The organism is Actinopolyspora alba (assembly GCF_900112765.1).
Lineage (GTDB): Bacteria > Actinomycetota > Actinomycetes > Mycobacteriales > Pseudonocardiaceae > Actinopolyspora > Actinopolyspora alba.
In genome coordinates, this window is record NZ_FOMZ01000008.1 from 40,443 (window position 1) to 59,618 (window position 19,176).

The 19,176-nt window shown below is 67.3% G+C and carries 24 protein-coding genes; 9 read left to right on the plus strand and 15 right to left on the minus strand.

The genetic code is table 11. The features are described from left to right. Positions 1-7 precede the first annotated feature (7 nt). The 3 genes from BM150_RS24505 (at position 8) to BM150_RS13205 (ending at position 2,310) form a co-directional block, all read left to right on the plus strand. Entirely contained in the window at positions 8-1,018 is a 1,011-nt protein-coding gene (locus BM150_RS24505) for an aldo/keto reductase (protein ID WP_217641623.1), read from the plus strand. Further along, positions 1,015-1,602 carry a TetR/AcrR family transcriptional regulator gene (locus tag BM150_RS24510; protein WP_217641624.1) on the plus strand — a complete coding sequence of 196 codons (588 nt, stop codon included), beginning with the start codon at positions 1,015-1,017 and terminating at the stop codon, positions 1,600-1,602. The genes BM150_RS24505 and BM150_RS24510 overlap by 4 nt, the downstream gene beginning before the upstream one ends. Before the next feature lie 195 nt (positions 1,603-1,797). Continuing rightward, positions 1,798-2,310, plus strand: coding sequence for a MarR family winged helix-turn-helix transcriptional regulator (locus BM150_RS13205; RefSeq protein WP_092927575.1), 513 nt, complete (start codon positions 1,798-1,800; stop codon positions 2,308-2,310). 334 nt (positions 2,311-2,644) lie between these two features. Here BM150_RS13205 and BM150_RS13210 read toward each other — a convergent pair whose 3' ends face one another. After that, positions 2,645-3,673 (minus strand): aldo/keto reductase, encoded by a 1,029-nt coding sequence (locus BM150_RS13210; RefSeq protein ID WP_092927576.1) that lies wholly within the window; start codon positions 3,671-3,673, stop codon positions 2,645-2,647. Positions 3,674-3,941: 268 nt separating this feature from the next. On the opposite strand from BM150_RS13210, the gene BM150_RS13215 reads away from it, so the two are divergent. Then, on the plus strand, positions 3,942-5,030 hold the full coding sequence (locus tag BM150_RS13215; protein WP_175496809.1) for an NADP-dependent oxidoreductase: 1,089 nt from the start codon (positions 3,942-3,944) through the stop codon (positions 5,028-5,030). A 61-nt stretch (positions 5,031-5,091) separates the two neighbouring features. Further along, entirely contained in the window at positions 5,092-6,144 is a 1,053-nt protein-coding gene (locus BM150_RS13220; protein ID WP_092927577.1) for a zinc-binding dehydrogenase, read from the plus strand. Positions 6,145-6,294: 150 nt separating this feature from the next. Here BM150_RS13220 and BM150_RS13225 read toward each other — a convergent pair whose 3' ends face one another. Both BM150_RS13225 and BM150_RS13230 read right to left on the minus strand, forming a co-directional pair. Continuing rightward, complete coding sequence (locus BM150_RS13225; RefSeq protein WP_092927578.1) at positions 6,295-7,170, minus strand: arginase family protein; 876 nt, start codon at positions 7,168-7,170, stop codon at positions 6,295-6,297. A 100-nt stretch (positions 7,171-7,270) separates the two neighbouring features. After that, a complete protein-coding gene (locus BM150_RS13230) occupies positions 7,271-7,948 on the minus strand; it encodes a haloacid dehalogenase type II (protein ID WP_092927579.1) in 678 nt (225 codons plus the stop codon). Positions 7,949-8,054: 106 nt separating this feature from the next. Here BM150_RS13230 and BM150_RS13235 point away from each other — a divergent pair, with 106 nt between their 5' ends. Continuing rightward, on the plus strand, positions 8,055-8,627 hold the full coding sequence (locus tag BM150_RS13235) for a TetR/AcrR family transcriptional regulator (RefSeq protein ID WP_092927580.1): 573 nt from the start codon (positions 8,055-8,057) through the stop codon (positions 8,625-8,627). A gap of 60 nt (positions 8,628-8,687) precedes the next feature. On the opposite strand, the gene BM150_RS13240 is transcribed toward BM150_RS13235, so the two are convergent. The 6 genes from BM150_RS13240 to BM150_RS13265 form a co-directional block, all read right to left on the minus strand. Further along, on the minus strand, positions 8,688-9,524 hold the full coding sequence (locus tag BM150_RS13240; protein WP_092927581.1) for an anti-sigma factor family protein: 837 nt from the start codon (positions 9,522-9,524) through the stop codon (positions 8,688-8,690). A gap of 30 nt (positions 9,525-9,554) precedes the next feature. Next, entirely contained in the window at positions 9,555-10,091 is a 537-nt protein-coding gene (locus tag BM150_RS13245) for an RNA polymerase sigma factor (protein ID WP_092927582.1), read from the minus strand. 54 nt (positions 10,092-10,145) lie between these two features. Then, the gene (locus BM150_RS13250; protein WP_217641625.1) at positions 10,146-10,691 is read right to left on the minus strand and encodes a hypothetical protein; all 546 of its coding nucleotides are present in this window, start codon (positions 10,689-10,691) and stop codon (positions 10,146-10,148) included. Between the two features lie 53 nt (positions 10,692-10,744). Continuing rightward, on the minus strand, positions 10,745-12,040 hold the full coding sequence (locus BM150_RS13255) for an ABC transporter permease (RefSeq protein WP_092927584.1): 1,296 nt from the start codon (positions 12,038-12,040) through the stop codon (positions 10,745-10,747). Next, positions 12,037-12,807: an ABC transporter ATP-binding protein gene (locus BM150_RS13260; protein ID WP_092927585.1), complete on the minus strand. Its 771-nt coding sequence runs from the start codon at positions 12,805-12,807 to the stop codon at positions 12,037-12,039. Before BM150_RS13260 ends, BM150_RS13255 begins: the two co-directional genes overlap by 4 nt. 382 nt (positions 12,808-13,189) lie before the next feature. Beyond that, a complete protein-coding gene (locus BM150_RS13265) occupies positions 13,190-13,999 on the minus strand; it encodes a helix-turn-helix transcriptional regulator (RefSeq protein ID WP_092927767.1) in 810 nt (269 codons plus the stop codon). 123 nt (positions 14,000-14,122) lie between these two features. On the opposite strand from BM150_RS13265, the gene BM150_RS13270 reads away from it, so the two are divergent. Both BM150_RS13270 and BM150_RS13275 read left to right on the plus strand, forming a co-directional pair. Then, the gene (locus BM150_RS13270) at positions 14,123-14,530 is read left to right on the plus strand and encodes a VOC family protein (RefSeq protein ID WP_217641626.1); all 408 of its coding nucleotides are present in this window, start codon (positions 14,123-14,125) and stop codon (positions 14,528-14,530) included. 395 nt (positions 14,531-14,925) lie between these two features. After that, positions 14,926-15,306 carry a hypothetical protein gene (locus BM150_RS13275; RefSeq protein ID WP_245755478.1) on the plus strand — a complete coding sequence of 127 codons (381 nt, stop codon included), beginning with the start codon at positions 14,926-14,928 and terminating at the stop codon, positions 15,304-15,306. A 92-nt stretch (positions 15,307-15,398) separates the two neighbouring features. Here the strand turns inward: BM150_RS13275 and BM150_RS13280 are convergent, their stop codons facing one another. The 6 genes from BM150_RS13280 to BM150_RS13305 form a co-directional block, all read right to left on the minus strand. Further along, positions 15,399-15,785: a hypothetical protein gene (locus tag BM150_RS13280; RefSeq protein WP_092927586.1), complete on the minus strand. Its 387-nt coding sequence runs from the start codon at positions 15,783-15,785 to the stop codon at positions 15,399-15,401. 423 nt (positions 15,786-16,208) lie between these two features. Beyond that, the gene (locus BM150_RS13285; protein ID WP_139219525.1) at positions 16,209-16,460 is read right to left on the minus strand and encodes a type II toxin-antitoxin system RelE family toxin; all 252 of its coding nucleotides are present in this window, start codon (positions 16,458-16,460) and stop codon (positions 16,209-16,211) included. Then, complete coding sequence (locus tag BM150_RS13290) at positions 16,445-16,738, minus strand: hypothetical protein (protein ID WP_139219526.1); 294 nt, start codon at positions 16,736-16,738, stop codon at positions 16,445-16,447. Before BM150_RS13290 ends, BM150_RS13285 begins: the two co-directional genes overlap by 16 nt. Before the next feature lie 427 nt (positions 16,739-17,165). Beyond that, entirely contained in the window at positions 17,166-17,351 is a 186-nt protein-coding gene (locus tag BM150_RS24515) for a hypothetical protein (protein WP_217641627.1), read from the minus strand. 174 nt (positions 17,352-17,525) lie between these two features. Next, on the minus strand, positions 17,526-18,005 hold the full coding sequence (locus BM150_RS13300) for a hypothetical protein (protein ID WP_092927589.1): 480 nt from the start codon (positions 18,003-18,005) through the stop codon (positions 17,526-17,528). Positions 18,006-18,140: 135 nt separating this feature from the next. After that, complete coding sequence (locus BM150_RS13305) at positions 18,141-18,344, minus strand: hypothetical protein (RefSeq protein ID WP_092927770.1); 204 nt, start codon at positions 18,342-18,344, stop codon at positions 18,141-18,143. A 528-nt stretch (positions 18,345-18,872) separates the two neighbouring features. On the opposite strand from BM150_RS13305, the gene BM150_RS13310 reads away from it, so the two are divergent. Beyond that, entirely contained in the window at positions 18,873-19,142 is a 270-nt protein-coding gene (locus BM150_RS13310) for a metal-sensitive transcriptional regulator (RefSeq protein ID WP_092927590.1), read from the plus strand. The last annotated feature ends 34 nt before the right edge of the window (positions 19,143-19,176 follow it).

Genomic DNA, 19,176 nt, shown 5'->3' on the forward strand with positions numbered 1-19,176 from the left:
CGAAGGCATGAAACGATACGCACTTGGCGACACCGGCCCCGAGGTCTCGACGCTCGGCCTCGGTCTGATGGGCATGTCCGACTTCTACGGCCCAGCCGACACGCGGGAGAGCCACGCCACCATCGACGCCGCCGTCGAGGCGGGCATCAACCTGCTGGACACCGGCGACTTCTACGGCAGCGGGCACAACGAACTGCTGCTGCGCGAGGCGCTGCGGCGGCACGACCGCGACTCGCTGGAGATCAGCGTCAAGTTCGGGGCGATGCGGGACCCGGACGGCGGAATCGTCGGATTCGACGGCAGTCCCGCCGGGGTGAAGAACTCGCTGGCCCAGACCCTGCAACGGCTGGGAACCGACCACGTCGACATCTACCGCCCGGCCAGGCTCGACCCCCGTGTTCCGATCGAGGACACCATCGGTGCGATCTCGGAGATGGTCGAGGCGGGCTACGTTCGCCACATCGGGCTGTCCGAGATGGGCTCCGAGACCATCCGGCGAGCCGCCGCGGTACACCCGATCGTGGATCTGCAGATCGAGTACTCGCTGATCTCGCGAAGCATCGAACGTTCGATCCTGCCGACCTGCCGGGAACTCGGCATCGGCATCACCGCCTACGGCGTGCTCTCCCGTGGCCTGATCTCCGGCCACTGGAGCAGGGACACCCAGCAGGAGGACGCACGCAGCCACTACCCCCGGTTCCAGGGCGAGAACCTGAAGCGCAACCTGGAGCTCGTCGAGCAGTTGCGCTCGATCGCGCGGGAGAAGGGCGTCGAGGTCGCCCAGGTGGCGATAGCCTGGGTACTGGCGCAGGGCTCGGACATCGTGCCGCTGATCGGCGCCCGTCGCCGCGACCGGCTCACCGAGGCGCTGGGCGCCCTGGACTTCGAGCTCTCCGCCGACGAACTGGCCGCGATCGAGCGCGCGGTACCGCCGGGGGCCGTGGCCGGACAGCGTTACGACGAGGGTGGCATGGCACTGCTCGACAGCGAGCGAGACTCCGGGGACGGCTCCTCGTGACCGAAGCGCTCACCGCCGAACGGGTCCTCGAAGCGGCCGAGGACACCCTCCGCCGCTTCGGGCCCGGCAAGACGACCGTGGTGGACGTGGCCCGCGCCCTGGGAGTCAGCCACGGCAGCGTGTATCGGCACTTCCCCAACAAGGCCGCGTTGCGCGACGCCGTGGCGGAGCGCTGGCTGGAGCGGGTCAACGCACGACTGTGGCCGCTGACCACCGCCGACGGCTCGGCCACCGAACGGCTCCGGAGCTGGCTGGAACAGCTGAGCACGACCAAACGCCTGATGGCGCGGGAGGATCCGGAGCTGTTCGCGACCTACCACGCGCTGGCCACCGATTCGCGCGATGTGATCAGGGTGCACCTGGATACGCTGGCCGGGATGCTCGCGCGAATCATCTCCGACGGCGTCTCCCAGGGCGAGTTCGAGGTCGAGGACCCGCACCGCGCCGCGCGGGCGGTGCTGACGGCCACCACGCGGTTCCACAACCCCGCACACGCCGCGGAGTGGGAGGAACCAGGGCTCGACGCGGACTTCGAGGAGGTCTGGGCACTGCTGCTGCTCGGCTTGGCGAGCGGACGCCGTTAGGGCTTCGTGCCCGACCTCTCCGAGCGCCGGGACCGGGGGAACCCCGCACCGACTCTCGCCGCTGACCTCCCGCGTCGGGCGGATCCTCCCGGCGCGGGGGGACACGGTCGGGTTCCCCCGCGCGGTTCTCGCTCCGCCCACCGGTCCCGGCGCCACACGATTTGGTTGTGCACAACCGACTGTTATGCTGCGCACGTGTCGGACCGAACGGACGAAGCGCGGGAATCCGGCGGCGAATCGCCGCCCGCGGATTCCGAACAGCTGCTGCGGTTGGAGCGCCAGCTGTGCTTCGTGCTGCACGCCACCTCCCGCGCCTTCGACACGCTGTACCGGCCGGTGCTGGCGGAGCTCGGACTGACCTATCCGCAGTACCTGGTGATGCTCGCCGTTTGGGAGCACGGCGAACGCAGCGTCAAGGAACTGGGCCAATCGCTGCGGCTGGACTCCGGAACGCTGTCCCCGCTGCTCAAACGGCTGGAGAAGGCCGGCTTCGTACGGCGGGAACGCAGTCCGGACGATGAGCGCTCGGTGGTGGTGCACCCGACCGAGGAGGGCATCGCGCTGCGGGAGCGGGCCGGTGACATTCCGCGGCGGATTCTCAGCGCCACGGGGTTGGACGAACAGCAGCTCGGCGAGCTGCACAGCGCGCTGAACAGCGTCACCTCGGCACTGGACCGAGCCGCCGAGGAGATCGACCGGCAGGACTGAGCGCTCCCACCGGTCCACGACTTTCCGCCGGTCCACGACTTTCCACCGTTCCGGTCCGCACCGGCAGTCGACGCCCCCGCGAGGGGTTTCCGCCCCCGATCTCGGGGCGGCGTCGATTTCTCGCGAAATCGCCGCCCCGGTAGGGCTCCCAAAGCCGAGCTCCCACCACGCCCGCGACCGGCGCCGCCGCGGGTTCTCTCGTGGTGCTCTCGCGAGGGCGGCCCCAGACGTTGTGTAGTACCTACCCGATGTCGGGGCACCCGCGGCGAGAGCCCGCGAGAGGTTCCGCCACCCGAGCCACTACGGCAGCCGAGCCGCTCCTGCCCCAGGGTTGTCACCGCCTGCGGCGCAGCTCCTTGCGCTCCAGATCCGGCGGGGTCCAGCCGACATCGGCCGGGTTGAGCGTGGTCCCCGGCGGCACGACCTCGTCGATGCGGTCCAGCGTCGCCGCGTCGAGGCGGATGTCCGCCGCGCCGAGCTGGGACTCCAGCTGCTCCATGGTGCGCGGCCCGATGATCGGCGCGGTCACCGCGGGGTGGCTGAGCACGAACGCCAGCGCCAGGTCCACCAGTGTGATCCCGGAGTCGGCGGCCAGCCGCGCCAGCTCCTCGACGGCGTCGAGCTTGCGCACGTTGTCGGGCTCGCTCGGGTCGAACCGGTCGGGCATGAAGTTGGCCCGGTGGGTGTTCGGTGCGTCCTGCCCCCGCCGGTACTTGCCGGAGAGCCAACCGCCGGACAGCGGGCTCCACGGGAGCACACCCATGCCGTACTCGCGGGCCACCGGCAGCACGTCGGCCTCGATCCCCCTCGTCAGGATCGAGTAGGGCGGCTGCTCGGTGACGAACCGCTCCCGCACGCGCTGCTCGGCCACCCAGTGGGCTTCCACGATCCGGTGAGCGGGGAACGTGGAGCAGCCCGCGTAACGGATCTTGCCGTCCCGGATCAGGTCGGTCAGCGCACCCAGCGTCTCGTCGATGTGGGTGTCGGGATCGGGCCGGTGGATCTGGTAGAGATCGATGTAGTCAGTACGCAGCCTGCGCAGGCTGTTTTCCACCTCGCGGACGATCCAGCGGCGCGAGTTGCCGCGCCGGTTGGGGTCCTCGCCCATCGGGGCGTGCGCCTTGGTGGCCAGCACGACGTCGTCCCTGCGACCATCGGCGAGGGCCTTGCCAACGATCTCCTCCGACTCGCCGTGCGAGTACACATCGGCGGTGTCGATGAAGTTGATGCCCGCGTCCAGCGCGCGGTGGATGATTCGAATCGAGTCGTCGTGATCGGGGTTGCCCCAGGCACCGAAGTTCATGGCGCCCAGGCACAGCGGGCTGACCTTGACTCCGGTCCTGCCGAGTGAAACGTGGTCCACGGGTGTGGTCCTCTCCTGTCGTCGCTCGTTCCGATCGGTTCAGCCGGTGCTCACCGGCGGTTCGTGCGTGTCGCGGTCGATCGTGCGCCCCCGCTCCTCGGTGGCGAACACCGGCGGAACGGCACGGTCCCGGCGATCCGGTGACACTCCAGCCGATCACGACAACCTTTCCCACGGAAGTCTCGTGTCCCGTGAGTCGTTCTCCCCGACCGCCACGGCACAATATCAATTGTGCGCAATACAAACTTGGCAAGTTAAGTTGTGTACAATGAAAGTTGGTATCGCCCGCGGGACGAAGCGGACGAGATCCCGAACCGAACCACGACCCCGGGAGAACAAGCAGTTGTCACTGCCCGAGACAGCACGAGAAGTACGGCTCGCCGAACGCCCCAGCGGGTGGCCCACCGACAAGACCTTCGAGACCGCCACCGTGCCGGTGAGCGAACCGGCGGCCGGGCAACTGCTGGTACGCAACCTGGTGATGAGCGTCGACCCGGCCATGCGCGGCCAGATGGACGACCGCCCCTCCTACGTGGCCCCCTTCCAGGTCGGTGAGCCCCTGACCGGCGCGGCGGTCGGCGAGGTGGTCGCCTCCGAGGCCGAGGGCTTTCAGCCCGGCGACCTCGTGATGCACGTGCTCGGCTGGCGCGAGTACGCCGTGCTCGACGCCGGGGCCGCGAGGCGGTTGGATCCGGAGCTGGCCGACCCCAACGCGTTCCTCGGCGTGCTCGGCGCACCCGGACTGACCGCCTACACCGGGCTGTTCGAGATCACCGGGCTGCGCGAGACCGACGTCGTGTTCATCTCCGGCGCGGCGGGCGCGGTCGGCTCCATCGCCGGACAGCTCGCCAAGCTGCACGGGGCACGCCGGGTCATCGGCAGCGCCGGATCGGACGAGAAGGTCCGCCACCTCACCGAGGACCTCGGATTCGACGCCGCGTTCAACTACAAGCGGGGACCGGTGCACCAACAGCTGGTCGAAGCCGCCCCCGACGGCATCGACGTCTACTTCGACAACGTCGGCGGTGACCACCTGGAAGCCGCGATCCACACCATGAACGACTTCGGCCGCATCGCCATGTGCGGCGCGATCTCGCAGTACAACGAGGTCGACGCGCAGCCGGGTCCGCGCGGCATGTTCCAGATGGTCAGCAAGCGGCTCACCGCGCGCGGCTTCATCGTCATCGACCACTTCGACAAGTACCCGGAGTTCATGACCGAGGTCGGCGGCTGGTTGCGCCAGGGACGCATCCGCTACGAGGAGACCGTGCTGCACGGTCTGGACAGAGCCCCCGAGGCGTTCCTCGGCATGATGCGCGGCGAGAACACCGGCAAGATGCTGGTCGACCTGCGCTGAGCACAGCCGCTCCCCGCCGAACCGTGAAATCGACAACCCACCTCATCCGGAGTTCACAGACTTGAAGGCAACACTGCTCCACGGCCCGAAGGACATCCGCGTCGGCGAGGTCCCCGACCCCACGCTGCGGGAGAGCACCGACGCGATCGTGCGGGTGACCCACGCCTGCATCTGCGGCAGCGACCTGTGGCCCTACCGGGGCGTCGGGCTCGGTCCCGACGACGGATCGGCCGCCGAACCACAGCGAATCGGCCACGAGTTCCTCGGCGTGGTCGAGGAAACCGGCTCCGACGTGAACTCGCCGCAGCGCGGCGAGGTGGTGGTCTCGCCGTTCACCTTCTCCGACGGCAACTGCGAGTTCTGCGACGACGGGCTGCACACCTCCTGCGTCAACGGCGGCATGTGGGGCTCCGACGGAGTGGACGGCGGCCAGGGCGAGGCCGTGCGCGTGCCGCGGGCCGAAGGAACCCTGGTCCGGCTGCCCGGCGGCTCCGACGAGGCGCTGAGTGCCTCGCTGCTCACCCTCTCCGACGTGTTCAGCACCGGCCACCACGCCGCCGTGTCCGCCTCCGTGAAGCAGGGCTCCACAGTGGTCGTGGTCGGCGACGGCGCGGTCGGGCTGTCCGGCGTGCTCGCCTCCGCCCGCCTCGGCGCCGAACGGATCGTCATCATGGGCAGGCACACCCCGCGCACCGATCTGGCCAAGCGGTTCGGCGCCACCGACGTGGTGCCGGAACGCGGCGCCGAGGGCATCGAACGGGTACGCGAGCTCACCGGCGGGCACGGCGCCCCGCACGTGCTGGAGTGCGTCGGCACAGACGACTCGCTGGCCACCGCCGTGGGCGTGGTGCGCGACGGCGGGGCGATCGGCAGGGTCGGCGCGCCGACCTACGCGAACATCCCGCAGTCGGCCGAGGCGTTCTTCCGCAACGTCACCATCAGCGGCGGAGTCGCACCGGCACGCAACTACATCCCGGAGCTGCTGCCCGACGTGCTGGAAGGCAGGGTCCAGCCCGGCCTGGTGTTCGACAAGGCGGTCGGGCTCGACGACGTGGCCGACGGCTACCGCGCCATGCACGAGCGCGAGGCGCTCAAGGTGCTGGTCCGCCCGTGACAGCCGGATGACCCGCACCGGCCGGGAACGAGCTGCCGTTCCCCGACCGGCCGCTCATCGACTGGCCCGTGCTGGACACCACCACGGTGTTCCGCACGGGGCGGAGACCGGTCCTCCCGATCGCTCGGGGCGGTCGGGAGGACCTCGGGGTCAGCCGCGCGTGTTGTCCAGCAGCGGCGAGACCGCCTCGATCAACCGCTGCGCCGCCTGCGTGTCGGTCTCCCCGGTGGGCTGGATCGTCTCGAACTCACCGAGCTCCACACCGACCGTCTCGTGCTCGGCGAGCATCCCGGCCACCGCACGCAGTCCTTCGAGCGTGAGCCCGCCCGGCACCCGGTAGTCGGTGCCCAGCAGCCCCGGTTCGAGCACGTCGCAGTCGAGGTGGAAGTACACCGGCCTGCCCGCGACCGCGGTGCGGAGGTTGTCCACCATGTCCTCACCCGCGGACACGACGCTGATGGTGCCCTCGGAAAGCGACCGCTGTTCCGCCTCGTCGATGTCGCGCACACCGCCGAGCACGATGTTGCCCGGCGAGAGCTCCCCGCCGAGGCCGGAGTCCCACCTCCCGCTGGCACCGGCCAGCACCATGCCGCCCAGATAGCCGCTGTCGGAGGTCTCCGGGGTGTGCAGGTCGGGGTGCGCGTCCAGCCAGACCACGCAGGCGTCGGGCCGGTGCCGGGCGATGACCGGCAACGTCGCCAGTGCGACCGCGCACCTGTTTAACGCGGTGACCGGCCTGGCTCCCGCCGCCAGCAAGGTCTCGTACCGGTCGGCGAGCCTGCGCAACTCCGGTAGCGCGGCGGTGAGTTCGGTTTCCCAGCCCGCGTTCAGCGCCGGACGCGACTGGCCGATCCGCGTCAGCCCGGCCCGCATGTAGCGGGCGAGTTCGGTGCCCAGGACCCGCGCCCCGGCCATGGCACGATCGTTGTGGTCCCCCGCGCGCCCGTGAAACGCCGTGAGCGCCCAGTGGGACTCCGTGGGTGTCCCGGGAAACGCCGTGGCTTCCGAGCCTTCGCCTGCCGACATTCGCCCCCTCCTCGCCTGGCTGCGGATTCGTGTCGAACACCAGCATCCTATTGGGGGATGCGGTCGACGGTGACGAGGAGTTGTCCGTGGATCCGCCGGGTCACCGGGTGGGCAGCGCGAGCAGCCGGTCCGCGACGGTGACGAGGTCGTCGCCGGTCACGTCGGGGGCGTCGAAGACGTCACCCGGTTCGCCCTCCAGTCGGGAGCACCACCCCGAGGTGCAGCCCGCGCGCTTGGCACCGTGGCAGTCCCAGGCGTGCACCGCGACCAGCGCCATGTCGCGAGGTGCCACTTCCAGCTGATAGGCGGTGGCCCGGTAGACGGTGGGCGAGGGCTTCCAGATGCCCGCCTGGTCGGCCGTGACCACCCGGTCCACGTACTGCGCCAGACCGGCGTTGGCCAAGAAGCTCGCGGTGTTCTCCGGACTGCCGACGGTCAGGCATCCCACGCGCACCCCGGCCTCGGAGAGCTTGCGCAGCGCGGGCTCGGCGTCCGGGTGGGCGGGCAGCTGGGCGAAGCCGTCGAGCACGTGGTCGATGTCGGCCTCGCTCGCGGTGTGCTCGCTCTCGGTGCGCAGCGCCTGGCGGGCCACCGCGGGGAACGAAGCGAACTCGCCACTCAACGCCAGCGCCAGCGCGTCGCGCTGGAACCGCAGGAACCAGGGGTGCAGCATCTCGGCCGGCTGGCCGATGTCGGTGAAGCGGGTGTGCAGCGCGCGCAGGTCCAGCAGGGTCTCCAGCACGTCGAACGCGACTGCCACGGGCTTGGTGGTGCTCATCGAACTACCTCCGTCTCGGATCGCCGCCGGTGGTTACCGGCAGCCGTACCCTACATACCGGTTTGTATAGTGGCAACCGATGGTGGACACGAAGCACAGTGGGTCAATGACGAGCGAACCCGGTTCGGCCAGACAACGCATCCTGCGAACGGCATCGCGGCTGTTCTACGAGTCGGGCATCCGGGCGGTGGGGGTAAACACGCTCGCGGCACGGGCCGGGGTGACCAAGGTGACGCTGTACGCGCACTTCGGCTCGAAGGACGGGCTGGTGGCCGAGCACCTGGCCGAGCGGGACCGGCGCTGGCGGGAAACCCTGGAACGCGTGTCGGCGGGAAGCGAGACGGCCGAGCAGCGGCTGTCGGCGGTGTTCGACGGCTACGAGGAGTGGACCGTGGCGGACGGGTTCCGGGGGTGCGGATTCGTCAACGCCGGTGTGGAGCTGACCGATCCCGAGCACCCCGGTCGCGAGATCATCGAGCGGAACAAGGACGGGATCCGCACGTGGCTGACGGAGATCGCCGAGGCTGCCGGGTGCCCCGATCCGTCCGACGTGGCCGAGGAGTGGTTCCTGCTGCTGGAAGGAGCCGTGGTGCGCGCGACGCTGCGCAAGGACGCCACCCCGCTGCACCGGGCGCACCGGGCGGCGCTCCGGCTGCTCCGGGAGGAGGCCGGCGGCTGAGGCCGCACCCGGCCAGGGGCGTGTCGATTTCTCGCGAAATTTACGCAGCACCGAGAGGTGTCAACCTGCCATCCTGTCGAAAGCCGAGCGTCGTCCGATCAGGGTCACCGTGCTGAGCACGACCACTCCACCCCAGATCAACTGGAACAGCGGATCGAACACCCGTGACACATCGACCACGAGCAGAAACCGGGGCATGAGCACCGCCGAGCACCACGCGGCACCGACGAGCACCGCGGCGAGACGGTGTTCGATCCAGCTCCCCAGCAGCAGAGTCACCAGTACGAGCGCTAGGCAGGGCAACAACCAGGCAACGGCGGAGATCCCCCCGGTGGGGAAAACGAAGCTCGTGCCCAGTAGCAACGGAATCGTCACCGCCAACACACCGATCGTGCGAAGCAGCAACAACCGCAACCCCGAGTACGGAGTCGTCAGCGTGAGTTCGTAGGCGGGATCCATCCCCGGTCCATAGCTCAGCGCCACTCCGGCCAGTGGTAGCAGTGGCGCGTTGAGGAGCAGCACGGAACCCGCTTGTTCCGGCCCACTGCTGAGCAGGCTCAACGCGGCCGCACACGCGACGACGAACACCGCTGCCACCAACCAGGGCAAGCGCAGGGCGGGGGCCGAGGCGAGCAGCCGCCGGATGCGCGACCAGGAAATCGCTGTTCGAGATTCCGGAGCTGTTCGGGGATGTGCCGCACCGCTGGTGTGGCTGAGCACTCGCTCGCGCACGCTCTCGATCCGTCGTGCCAGTTCGGTGTTCGCCACGGTCTGAGCGACCCGGTCGGCACACATCGCGCACTCGACGAGGTGTGATTCCACGGACCAAGCCTGGGGATCTCCGATCTCCCCGGAGACATACGCGTCGAGATGGCGCTCGGGAACGTGCCAGTCCATATCAACCCCCGCAGTGGTTCCTCGGATACTTCATGCCAGGGCCTCCCGCAGCAGAGCTCGGGCACGCCGGGCGCGGGTCTTGACGGTTCCCTCCGGAATTCCGAGAGCGGCGGCCGCCTCCGCCATGCTCATACCGTCTATGATCGTGACCCGTACGACGTCCCGGAGTTCCGGCGACAAGCTGTGCAGCGCCGCGCCCAGTTCACCGTGTTCGACACCGCCGAGTGCGTGCTGCTCGGCCGACGGAGTCGTACGGGCCGTGTCGATCGCTTCGCTCGCCTGTTCGGGCCTGGCACTCCGTGCCCGCTGGGCGTCGATGAGACGCCGAACAGCGATGGTCCAGATCCAGCCACCGACGTTTCCCCGCTCGTACCGCTCGGCGTCACGCCAAACTCCCAGGAAAGTGTCCTGGGCGACTTCCTCGATGAGCCCCTGATCGGAGCAACGACGCTTGAGTCTGAGGAACAGCCACGGCGCGTGCCTGTCGTACAACTCCGCCAGAGCTTCCGCGTCTCCCCTGGCGACAGCTCGCATCAGCCGTTCGTCGGACGGCCGCCCGCGCCTCATGGCCCGCACACTCCTGTATCGGATGAAATATCCGTGGTGGTTTTCGCGGGACGCTCACTGCCTGATCTCCGGTGTCGTACCGCGAACGGCGATGAGCGTGGTGCCCATGCCGCAGAGTCCGATGGCGGCCCACCAGGAAACCTCCGCTGTCGGGGACAGCACGGGCCACAGAAGCGCTCTGCTCCAGGGTGCGGTCACCGAGGAGAAGACCCATGCGACGAGGGCGTAGGCGAGCGGGACCGTCCAGGACAACCGAACTCCGAGCAATGCCCCCGTCAACAGCGCCAACCCGCTGAATCCGAGAAGATCGCGCAGCACGGCGAGATCGAGACCAGGCGTGCCGTGCCGGTGAACGAACACCGCGAGCGCCAGCGACACCCCACATCCGGCGATGCCCACCAGAGCATGCCCGAGATGCCACCGCCACCACGGCACAACGGCACCGGCATCGAGCTCCGGACTCGGCGTGGCGAAACTGCCGGCCAGCAGAACCGCCGCGAGCACCACGAAGAACACCAGGACCACTCTCGGCAGAGTCCAACCCAACCACCGCCCGTTCCAACCGCTGAGAACGAGCAGCGAAACCATCCCCCCGGCCACAGCGGGAACGTTCCGGGACCGGAGATACAACCGCAGAAAACGTCCGGACACCATCAGGAAACCCGCAATCCCGCGACAGCCGAAACATCACACCGCTCAGCGGCGAGCAGATAGCGGCTCAGCCATTCGTGTCGTTCGTTGTCGGGAAGCGTGGCGAGATATCGGGCGATCTCGGACGCGGAATCACCCGTCCGCCCGAGCAGCCAGTCCCGCACTCCGCGTTCCAATCGCGGCGCCGGAGAGGTGTACATGGGTGTTCCCGGTGAGGAGGATGACGAACACTGCCAGCCGGAAACTCGCTCGGCGAGCTTCTCACCGGCCGTCGAAGGACGCGGCGAAGAGCACCTGATTCGTTCCGGGTAGGAACGACAGTTCTGCGGCCAGACATACGCACTGGCAGAAGTCGAATCGACCACTCCCAGCGGGGCCACGGTGGGCAGGTCGTCCAGACGCGTTCGGACCGGTTTCGTCGAGGTGGCCACAGCGTTCGGAGCCACACCGACCTCGTTCGGTACGCAAACACGCACACTGCCATCGCTGCAGTTCAGCGACGGGCTCGCGGTGTCGATACGCCAAACCTGGGTTTGCGCCAACGGAATCGCGAGGAGCACCGCGAGAGCTGACGGCACTATGGTGAGCAGGCGGCGTCGCGCCGTAGCCACTACCAGCAGCGCGACGGCCAGCGCAGCGAACCACAGCGCGGCAGCGGGTGCGAACCACCACACCGGCCGGTCCCACAGCCCGACGCTGGACCGATTGGTCGCGATGGTGCCGTAGGTGGGCTGCGGAACAACGGACAGCAAACCGTGGGGCACCCGTGGGCCGAGAGCGATCGTGACAACGAACGAGACGACACCAGCCACCGGTGCCGTGAATCTTCCGGGAACAAAAGTACCCACGGCGAAGCCGAGCGCGGCGTAGGCGACCACTGTAGCCAGCCCCGCTGCCAGAATCCCGAACAGTGGTGGACCGGAAACCGCCTCCCGGCTGAGCGATCCGAATGCCACTACGGCGGGCAAGCAGGAAACTACGGGCCAGATCGCCACGGAGATCCAGGAGAGCAACGCACGCTGCGAAGATGCGCGCGGAGTGGATTCGATCAGTTCAGCTACGCCTCTTCGGCGTTCGCGCCCGGCCCGCCATGCCGCGACCACCAGAGCCAGTGTGCTGGCCAGCACGACCATCGGCGTCATGTCGTAGAAAATCGAGGTGGCCCACTCCAAACGCTGTCCTCCCGTCCGCAGCAGAGTTTGGATGAACACCAACCCCGAGACGAGCAGCAGCAGCGGAGTGATCCAGAGCGGCAGGCCGCTACGGCGAATCTCGTGCCAAAGCACACGTGCGGTCATGCCACCGCCCTTTCCCGGTAGGCGCGCAGCGCCGCGGTGTAGCCGCGTTCCAGAGTGGTGTCCCCGCCACGAGCGTCATCCGCCCCGAAAGTGCCCAACTCGGCCAATTCGTTCGGTGTGCCACGGAAAATCAGCTTCCCGCCGTCGAACAGGGTGACTTCGTCGCAGGCGATGGCGACGTCCTCGACCAGGTGTGTGCTGACGACGACGGTGTTGGTCGAGCCGATGTCCCGCAGCAGTCCCCGGAACTCCACCCGTTGCTCCGGATCGAGCCCGGCCGTCGGCTCGTCGAGCAACAGCAGCTCCGGGTCATTGACGATCGCTTGTGCGATCCCCGCGCGACGCAACATCCCGCCGGAGAGTTTCTTCAACTTGGAACCCGCCCGATCGACCAGACCGACCCGCTCGATCGCACGTTCGACGGCTTCCGGAACACGGTCCTTGGGCATTTCCTTGAGCCAGGCCATGTACTCCACGAACTCGGCCACGGTGAATCCCGGGTAGTAACCGAATGTCTGGGGCAGGTATCCCAACCGCCGACGCGCTCGCTTCCGGCCGTCCTGTTGCGCGGTGTCATGGCCGAGCAGCTCGACGCTGCCCTCACTCGGTCGTGCCACTGTCGCCAGCGTGCGCATCAATGTGGTCTTTCCCGCACCGTTGGGTCCGAGCAAACCGTGGATACCCGCCCCCATACGCAGGTTTATCCCGTCCAGCGCGAGCTTCCCGCCGTATCGCGCTCGCAAGCCGTCCACCCTGACAGTCACCATGTCGAACCTCCGTCCACACCAACGACGCGGTGCGGCGGGTGAACAGCACTCGTGGCAGTGGCGTGTCGACGAGGGTCATCGTCATCCCGAACACCCTCGCTCGTCCTGCCACGAGTCCGTCCCTCGCGAACCGCACACTCCCCTATCGGACAGCGGACCCGTCACGGTTTTCCCGAGTCGTCCGCCGCCTCTTCGGTGGCACGAACGCGGTTGAGGGATTGACTGGCTGAGGGTGAGAGGGCCTTCCGAGGCAGGACGAGGCCGGTGGGGAGATGGCAGGCTCGGCGCGGGAAGCGCCTGCGGCAAACCCGGGTCACCTCCACGCACGTGGAGAACACCTTCGCGAACCACGGTGTTACAACCGCCGCCGCACGTTTTGAACCTAGCCCGGTGAAGTTCGCCCGCGCACCCACTCCCGGGTTTCATCGTTACCCGGCACCTGCACGAGCAGCGAGCCCGACGTCCCATCGGTACGCAGCAGCGTGAAGTCGAATCGCAGCCTGCCTCCGCTCCCACCGGTGAGGACCACCGGCCATGTCCCGTAATCGCGGACGTCACGGCACTCCCAGCAGTGAGCCAGGTCGGGGCGGCTGTTCCGCAGCGTTCGCAGCACCTCGTGACATCTCGGGTCGGTGGGGTGCAGGTCCGCCTGAGCTCGAAATCGCAGGAAGAGTTCGTACAGCACCTCCCGCTCGTCGACGAGCACGTCGCGCCAGTCTGGCTCAGTCGCCATCGCGAGCAGCAGGTTCGTTCCTCCCCGCACCTCGGGGCTCGACTGCCAGACCGTGTGGTGCACCTCGTTGACCGCGTGCACGTCGAACCGGTGATCGAGCAGCAGCGCCGGGCTCCGCGACCACTCGGCCAGCAACGCCGCAAGCCGGGCGGAATCGGTATCTTCCTGGGGTTCAGGCTGGAAGCCACCCAACGCGAGCACGTGCCGGTGTTGCTGTTCACCCAGCCGCAGCGTGCTCGCCAACGCATCGAGCACCTGCCGCGAGGTGGCGACCCTGCCTTGTTCCAGCCAGGTGTACCACGACAACCCGATCCCGGAGACGGCAGCGACTTCTTCGCGTCGCAGGCCACGGACCCGGCGACTGCCGTGCACGTTCAGTCCGAGATCGGCAGGGGTGAGCTGAGCGCGCGCGGCCCGCAGGAACGCACCGAGTTCACCTCGGATCGTCGTCGTGGACATCGCCCCTCCACGTTCCATGAGCCTGTCAGTGTCGGTAACAGTACGAATCGGCCGCTGGCTGACTCCGGTTCGTGGCAGGAGGGTCGGGGGGTCCGAACCCGAAAGCCGACGGAAGGAATCCTCTTGCTCGATCAACTCTGGCGTGAACTCACGGATTCCCGCACCCTTCAGCAGCCGAGAACGTTCGTGAGAGTCTTCGTGGATACCGCCGATCTCGAAGCGACCACCTCGTGGTACGAGAGGGTGCTGGGGCTCCGGCGGGACATGGTCATGCCCTATCCGGAGAAGAACCTGACGCTGACCGCGGTGGGAGGCTTCCTGATCATCGGCGGTTCAGCGGAAGCGCTGCGACCGTTCCGGGCCACGGCCGGGACGCTGCTCGTGTCGGACATCGAGCCCTATCTGACACGACTGCGCGCGGAAGGTGCGGAACTGGTGCAACAGCCGTTCCGCGCCCCGGTGGGCAACGGGGTGACGGTACGACATCCGGACGGCTCGATCATCGAGTACGTGCACCACCGTCCCGGCTGAGCCGAATCAGAGCCGCCCCTATCGATTTCTCGCGAAATTTACGCCGCCCCCTCACGGCAGCGAACGCACGAGCCGTCCGAAGGAATTCGGAGGTCGCCTTTACGCCCGTGGAGAGTACGTCAGCCACATCGGCAAGGCCGACCACAACAGCGGTCCACCTCCACACGCGTGGAGAACACCTTCGCGAACCGCGGTGTTACAACCGCCGCCGCACGTTTCGCGGGACACTCGGAGCCATTCGCCACCACGCTCGTCTCCGATTAGAGGTACGTAGAAACAGTACCGCGACGATCGCATGAGCTCCCAACCCCGAGCCCGAGATCTCGATCAGAGAAGTTGGGTGAACAGCGCTCCCACACTCCGAAGTGGTGTTCAGCAGGGATTTACCATCCCCAGTGCGACCAGGCAGCGACGTCGGTGAGGAGGAGAAGATGGCCCCGACCGAGGAACTCGACGCGGCACGGGAGCGGCTGGGGCAGCTCGACCGTGTCCCGGAGTCGGCTTCGGCGAGCGTGACGGCGCTGCTCGGTTGGATACGAAAGATCGAACTCACCGACGAGACCGAGCAGCAGTGGCGCGATCTCGTCACCTCGGCGGAGAAACTGGACCCCACCGACGCCACCGCATTCCTGGCACTCACCCAACAGCTGAAAGAAGCTCCCACCACACCCCCACCGCCCCGTGGCTGGCTGCTGGCCGACCTGGCCGTTCTCGACTGCGCCCGCGCCATCAACGCGGCCACGCGGGAAACCGCGCCGGAAGCCGAGGGCAGCTGAGAGACCACATCCGGCCTCGCGAGCCCCTTCGCTCTCCGACACCGCACGGCGATTTCGCGAGAAATCGCCGCCGAACGGGGTTTTCGGAATTCCTACATAAATCCGGCGGCCAGCAGCATGAGTTCGGGAACGAGCAGCCCCGCCACGGCGGCGAAGAGCACCGCTCTGCGCACCGCGATTCGCTCCGGCAGCGAAGCACGCCGGGTCACGCCGCACAGCAGGAACGACAACGGCGCTCCGAGGAGCATGATCGCCCACACGTAGAAACCGAATCCCCCGAGCAGGATCCAGCTCGCTTCGGTGGCCTCGTAGTTCCAACCGGTCGCGACACCGGCCGCGAGGTAGAACCCGGCCATACTCGTCACCAACAGGACCGGCGCGGCCACGACCATGATCGTCCCCGCCGTCTCGGTGGCCAGTCGGAACCGACCGGTCCCGACCTCCCCGCATCCCGCGACAGCGTTCCCCTCCTGTGACATGCCGCCAGGTTCGGACCTCACCCGAACAGTGACATCGGCAGGACTACTCAGATCCCCTCGCGTTCTGACCACTCCGGAGCTCAGGCTCCGCCTCCGCCCCTGTGGAGAGCACTCCGGCGCGGTAACGGCGGCGGTGGAGTTCCGCGGTTCACCTCCACGTCCGTGGAGAGCACTCCGCGACCTGCGATGTCACGACCACGGTTGCACATTTTCACACCGCCAAAGCAACGAGAAACCTCCACCCGCGACCACAAGCCAACGGCCGCATCGCACCACAGTATCCACGAACCAGCCACAGGAGACCGGGCACACCAGTTTCCGCAATACTTCACCGGAACCGAACCACACTGGACTTTGGCAAGACTCATCCCTGAACATCCCGCACAAACCCGCGAGTGCCTTGTCGAAAATCCTCGCGACGCCTCAGAGCGCGGTGATGCGCAGCACGTCGATCAACAACATCCGCTCACCGACGGTGTACATGACCAAACCACCGTGGAAAGCGGCTTTCCACTGGTCACGACCTTTGTCGTAAGTTCCGGTGCGCGGGTCGACGCACAGCTCGTCCAATCGTTCGTCGACAGCTTTTTGAATCCGTGACGGAAGGTCGTTGTAAGTCCGATCGGCTTGCTCGCCCCAGCGAATCGTGTATCGAGCCATCAGTGCCGCAACCAAATCGGGGGGGTGGTGGGGTCACTCAAGTCGTCGATCCGTTCCGAGAATCCGGTTTCGTCGCCTTCCTCGAACAAGCGGCGCATCATTTCCCTGTCGCGCTCGGTCGGCGGGTTGGCGGCACTGGTGGCAGTGGCCCACCACTCCGTGAACTGCTCCTCGGTGAACCCGTACTCCCGCTCCAGATCGAACCGCACCAGCTCGTGCGGCTCGCCGTACAGCCGCAACGCCTCCCGAACGTCGTCCAGGTCACGCTCGACCACCAGGGGCCCAGAATTCATCCAGAACACGGCACGAAGTATGCCGACACCACCAACCGCACCGCACCCCTGACCAGCCGGTAATCACACGACCGCGCGAACTCGCCACGTCACAGACCTTCTCCCAGATATGGCGAGCACAGCGCTTGGCTATCACGCCGTGGTAATTGTGCCGCTCCAACCTCCACGCACGTGGAGAGCACCCCTCTGCGACCTGCGACTTTACAACCGCCGCCGCACGTTTTCACACCGCCGAACCAACGAGAAACCTCCTTGCGTCACGGACCAGCTTCCTGGCAACACCGCATGAGCGAACGCTACATCGAGTTACCCAGCCATCCGAAAAATCACCTTCAACGGCAGCTGGCCGGAGGCGAACCAAACCGGAATCTCGTATGGACCATGAGACCGTCTCGTGCCAGCGTCCACGACGTGGTGGACGGCACGACTACTCGGTCGTCTTGGGGTGTCCCGTACCGGCGTGAGTGAGCCAAACGGTGCGGCGCTGTTCGTCGAGGAGATACCAAACGCGTCCACCGCCGGTGACTTCTATCTGCCACGCGGGCAGTTCGCGCCCCTCGAAGGTTCCGGTACGCGGCGTTCCCTTGAGCCGCTGGTAACGATGAGTCTCCATTCGTGGAGCTGGGTCGTTGCTCAGCTGTTCCCAAACGCGGCGCGTGTTGCCAGGAGCCTGTTGACACAGTTCGTCCCAGCCTTTACCGGCCTCACTGGTACCGCACCGAGTCTCCCACTAGATCCTGCGCCGCTGGTGGGGCGACGCGCTGCTTACGTCGGGTTCCGCCACCGCTCATACGTTGTCGGGAGGTTCGGTGGCCGGGCCGTGGTCGGTGGCATCGGTGGTCAGCGAGGCGTGCACCTCCGGGTCGGCGTGCGCCTCCACCGTGTGTTTCCAGGACTCGATAACCCGCGTCACGGGCGCCGGATTGTCGATGGTCTCGGTGGCGCGCAGTGTCTCGACGAGTTCCACCACGAACGCACGGACGTCCTCGGCGGGCAGGAAACACACCCCAGGGAAATGCTTCGGGACGACATCGACCAGTGAGGACAGCGCGGCCCCGTCCTGGCGCATCATGGCCGTGAAAAGTGCGGTGGTGGCCGAGACGACCTCGTTCTCCTGCTCGGCCCGGGCAGCGGTGGTCAGCACCAGGTCCTCGTCGTCACGGCGGCGCAGCCACAGATGACGGCTACGGCTCGCATCGATCTTGGCGACCGTGTCCTTGGGATGGTTGACCAGGTCGGAGAACCGAACCTCCAGAGCACGTTCCATAGTTTTAAACCAGTGCGAAACTCGAAGAGGCTCGAGCAGCCCCACAGACACTCACGGACGTCTTTACCTCCGCAGAGAGCGCCGCTCAGCGGGATCTCCGGACTCCGTCACGACCTTCGTGGGATGAGCAAGTGGCTATCCGTTATCCGAGCTCGAAGGCGATGGACGCCAGTACAGCATCCCCACCGCGAAGACCACGGCGAGGCACGCGAGCACCCCAATGCCCCGGAAGTTGCCCTGCTCGCCCGAGTCGAACAGCGACGGTATGAGCAACATCAATGCGGCAGCCGACACGGTCATTCCGGCCAGACTGACCACGAAAAGCCAATTCTCTTTCATCATCATCACCTTAACCGAAGCAGCTGGTGACGACAGTGATGTGCAGCTCGTCCAAGCATTCGCGGCACTGGTGGCAGTGGCCCACCACTCGGTGAAACGCTCCTCGGTGAACCCGTACTACCGCTCCGGATCGAACCGCACCAGCTCGTGCGGCTCGCCGTACAGCCGCAACGCCTCCCGAACGTCGTCCGGGTCACGCTCGACCGCCAGGGGCCCGAGTTCATCCAGAACACGGCACGAAGTATGCCGACACCACCAACCGCACCGAACCTCTGACCAGCCAGAAATCACCCGGCCGACTTACACCTCACCGCCAAGAGTCCACATCCTCGCGGGAGAGCTTCTCGTCGCTCGGATCTACGGACCCCGTTCGACGAGCTCGACCCCGTTCACCGCCGGGTGCGCCGCGTCACTTCGCACCACCCTGACAATCGGATACCCCTGGGGGTACATTCGGGAAGCGAGTCAGAAAGTCGAGAGCCGAGGAATCGCGACCCAGGAAGTCGCGCCCCGGGGAGGTGTTCGACAGTGGAGATGAAGCCGGAACGCGTGGGCGACGCCCTCACCCGCCTGCGCCGCGCACAGGGCCAGCTCGCCGGAGTGATCGAGTCGATCGAGGAGGGCGAGGACTGCGCTCAGGTGCTCACTCAGCTCGCCGCCGTGTCCCGCGCCCTGGACCGGGCGGGATTCAAGATCGTCTCCAGCGGCATGCGGCACTGCCAGACCGCCCGCGAGGAGGGCGAGGAACCGCCCATGACCGAGGAGGAGCTGGAGCGGCTGTTCCTCGCGCTGGCCTGAGCACCGTCCTTCTCATGGCGACGCCGTCGCCCCG

Bases quoted from the DNA above. Each gene is read 5' to 3' on its own strand.
- BM150_RS24505 (WP_217641623.1), top strand. From the start codon at position 8: ATGAAACGATACGCACTTGGCGACACCGGCCCCGAGGTCTCGACGCTC.
- BM150_RS13215 (WP_175496809.1), top strand. From the start codon at position 3,942: ATGAAAGTTGGTATCGCCCGCGGGACGAAGCGGACGAGATCCCGAACC.
- BM150_RS13225 (WP_092927578.1), bottom strand. From the start codon at position 7,170: ATGTCGGCAGGCGAAGGCTCGGAAGCCACGGCGTTTCCCGGGACACCC.
- BM150_RS13230 (WP_092927579.1), bottom strand. From the start codon at position 7,948: ATGAGCACCACCAAGCCCGTGGCAGTCGCGTTCGACGTGCTGGAGACC.
- BM150_RS13235 (WP_092927580.1), top strand. From the start codon at position 8,055: ATGACGAGCGAACCCGGTTCGGCCAGACAACGCATCCTGCGAACGGCA.
- BM150_RS13240 (WP_092927581.1), bottom strand. From the start codon at position 9,524: ATGGACTGGCACGTTCCCGAGCGCCATCTCGACGCGTATGTCTCCGGG.
- BM150_RS13245 (WP_092927582.1), bottom strand. From the start codon at position 10,091: ATGAGGCGCGGGCGGCCGTCCGACGAACGGCTGATGCGAGCTGTCGCC.
- BM150_RS13255 (WP_092927584.1), bottom strand. From the start codon at position 12,040: ATGACCGCACGTGTGCTTTGGCACGAGATTCGCCGTAGCGGCCTGCCG.
- BM150_RS13260 (WP_092927585.1), bottom strand. From the start codon at position 12,807: ATGGTGACTGTCAGGGTGGACGGCTTGCGAGCGCGATACGGCGGGAAG.
- BM150_RS13265 (WP_092927767.1), bottom strand. From the start codon at position 13,999: ATGTCCACGACGACGATCCGAGGTGAACTCGGTGCGTTCCTGCGGGCC.
- BM150_RS13280 (WP_092927586.1), bottom strand. From the start codon at position 15,785: ATGTCACAGGAGGGGAACGCTGTCGCGGGATGCGGGGAGGTCGGGACC.
- BM150_RS13290 (WP_139219526.1), bottom strand. From the start codon at position 16,738: ATGAATTCTGGGCCCCTGGTGGTCGAGCGTGACCTGGACGACGTTCGG.
- BM150_RS24515 (WP_217641627.1), bottom strand. From the start codon at position 17,351: ATGGAGACTCATCGTTACCAGCGGCTCAAGGGAACGCCGCGTACCGGA.
- BM150_RS13300 (WP_092927589.1), bottom strand. From the start codon at position 18,005: ATGGAACGTGCTCTGGAGGTTCGGTTCTCCGACCTGGTCAACCATCCC.
- BM150_RS13305 (WP_092927770.1), bottom strand. From the start codon at position 18,344: ATGAAAGAGAATTGGCTTTTCGTGGTCAGTCTGGCCGGAATGACCGTG.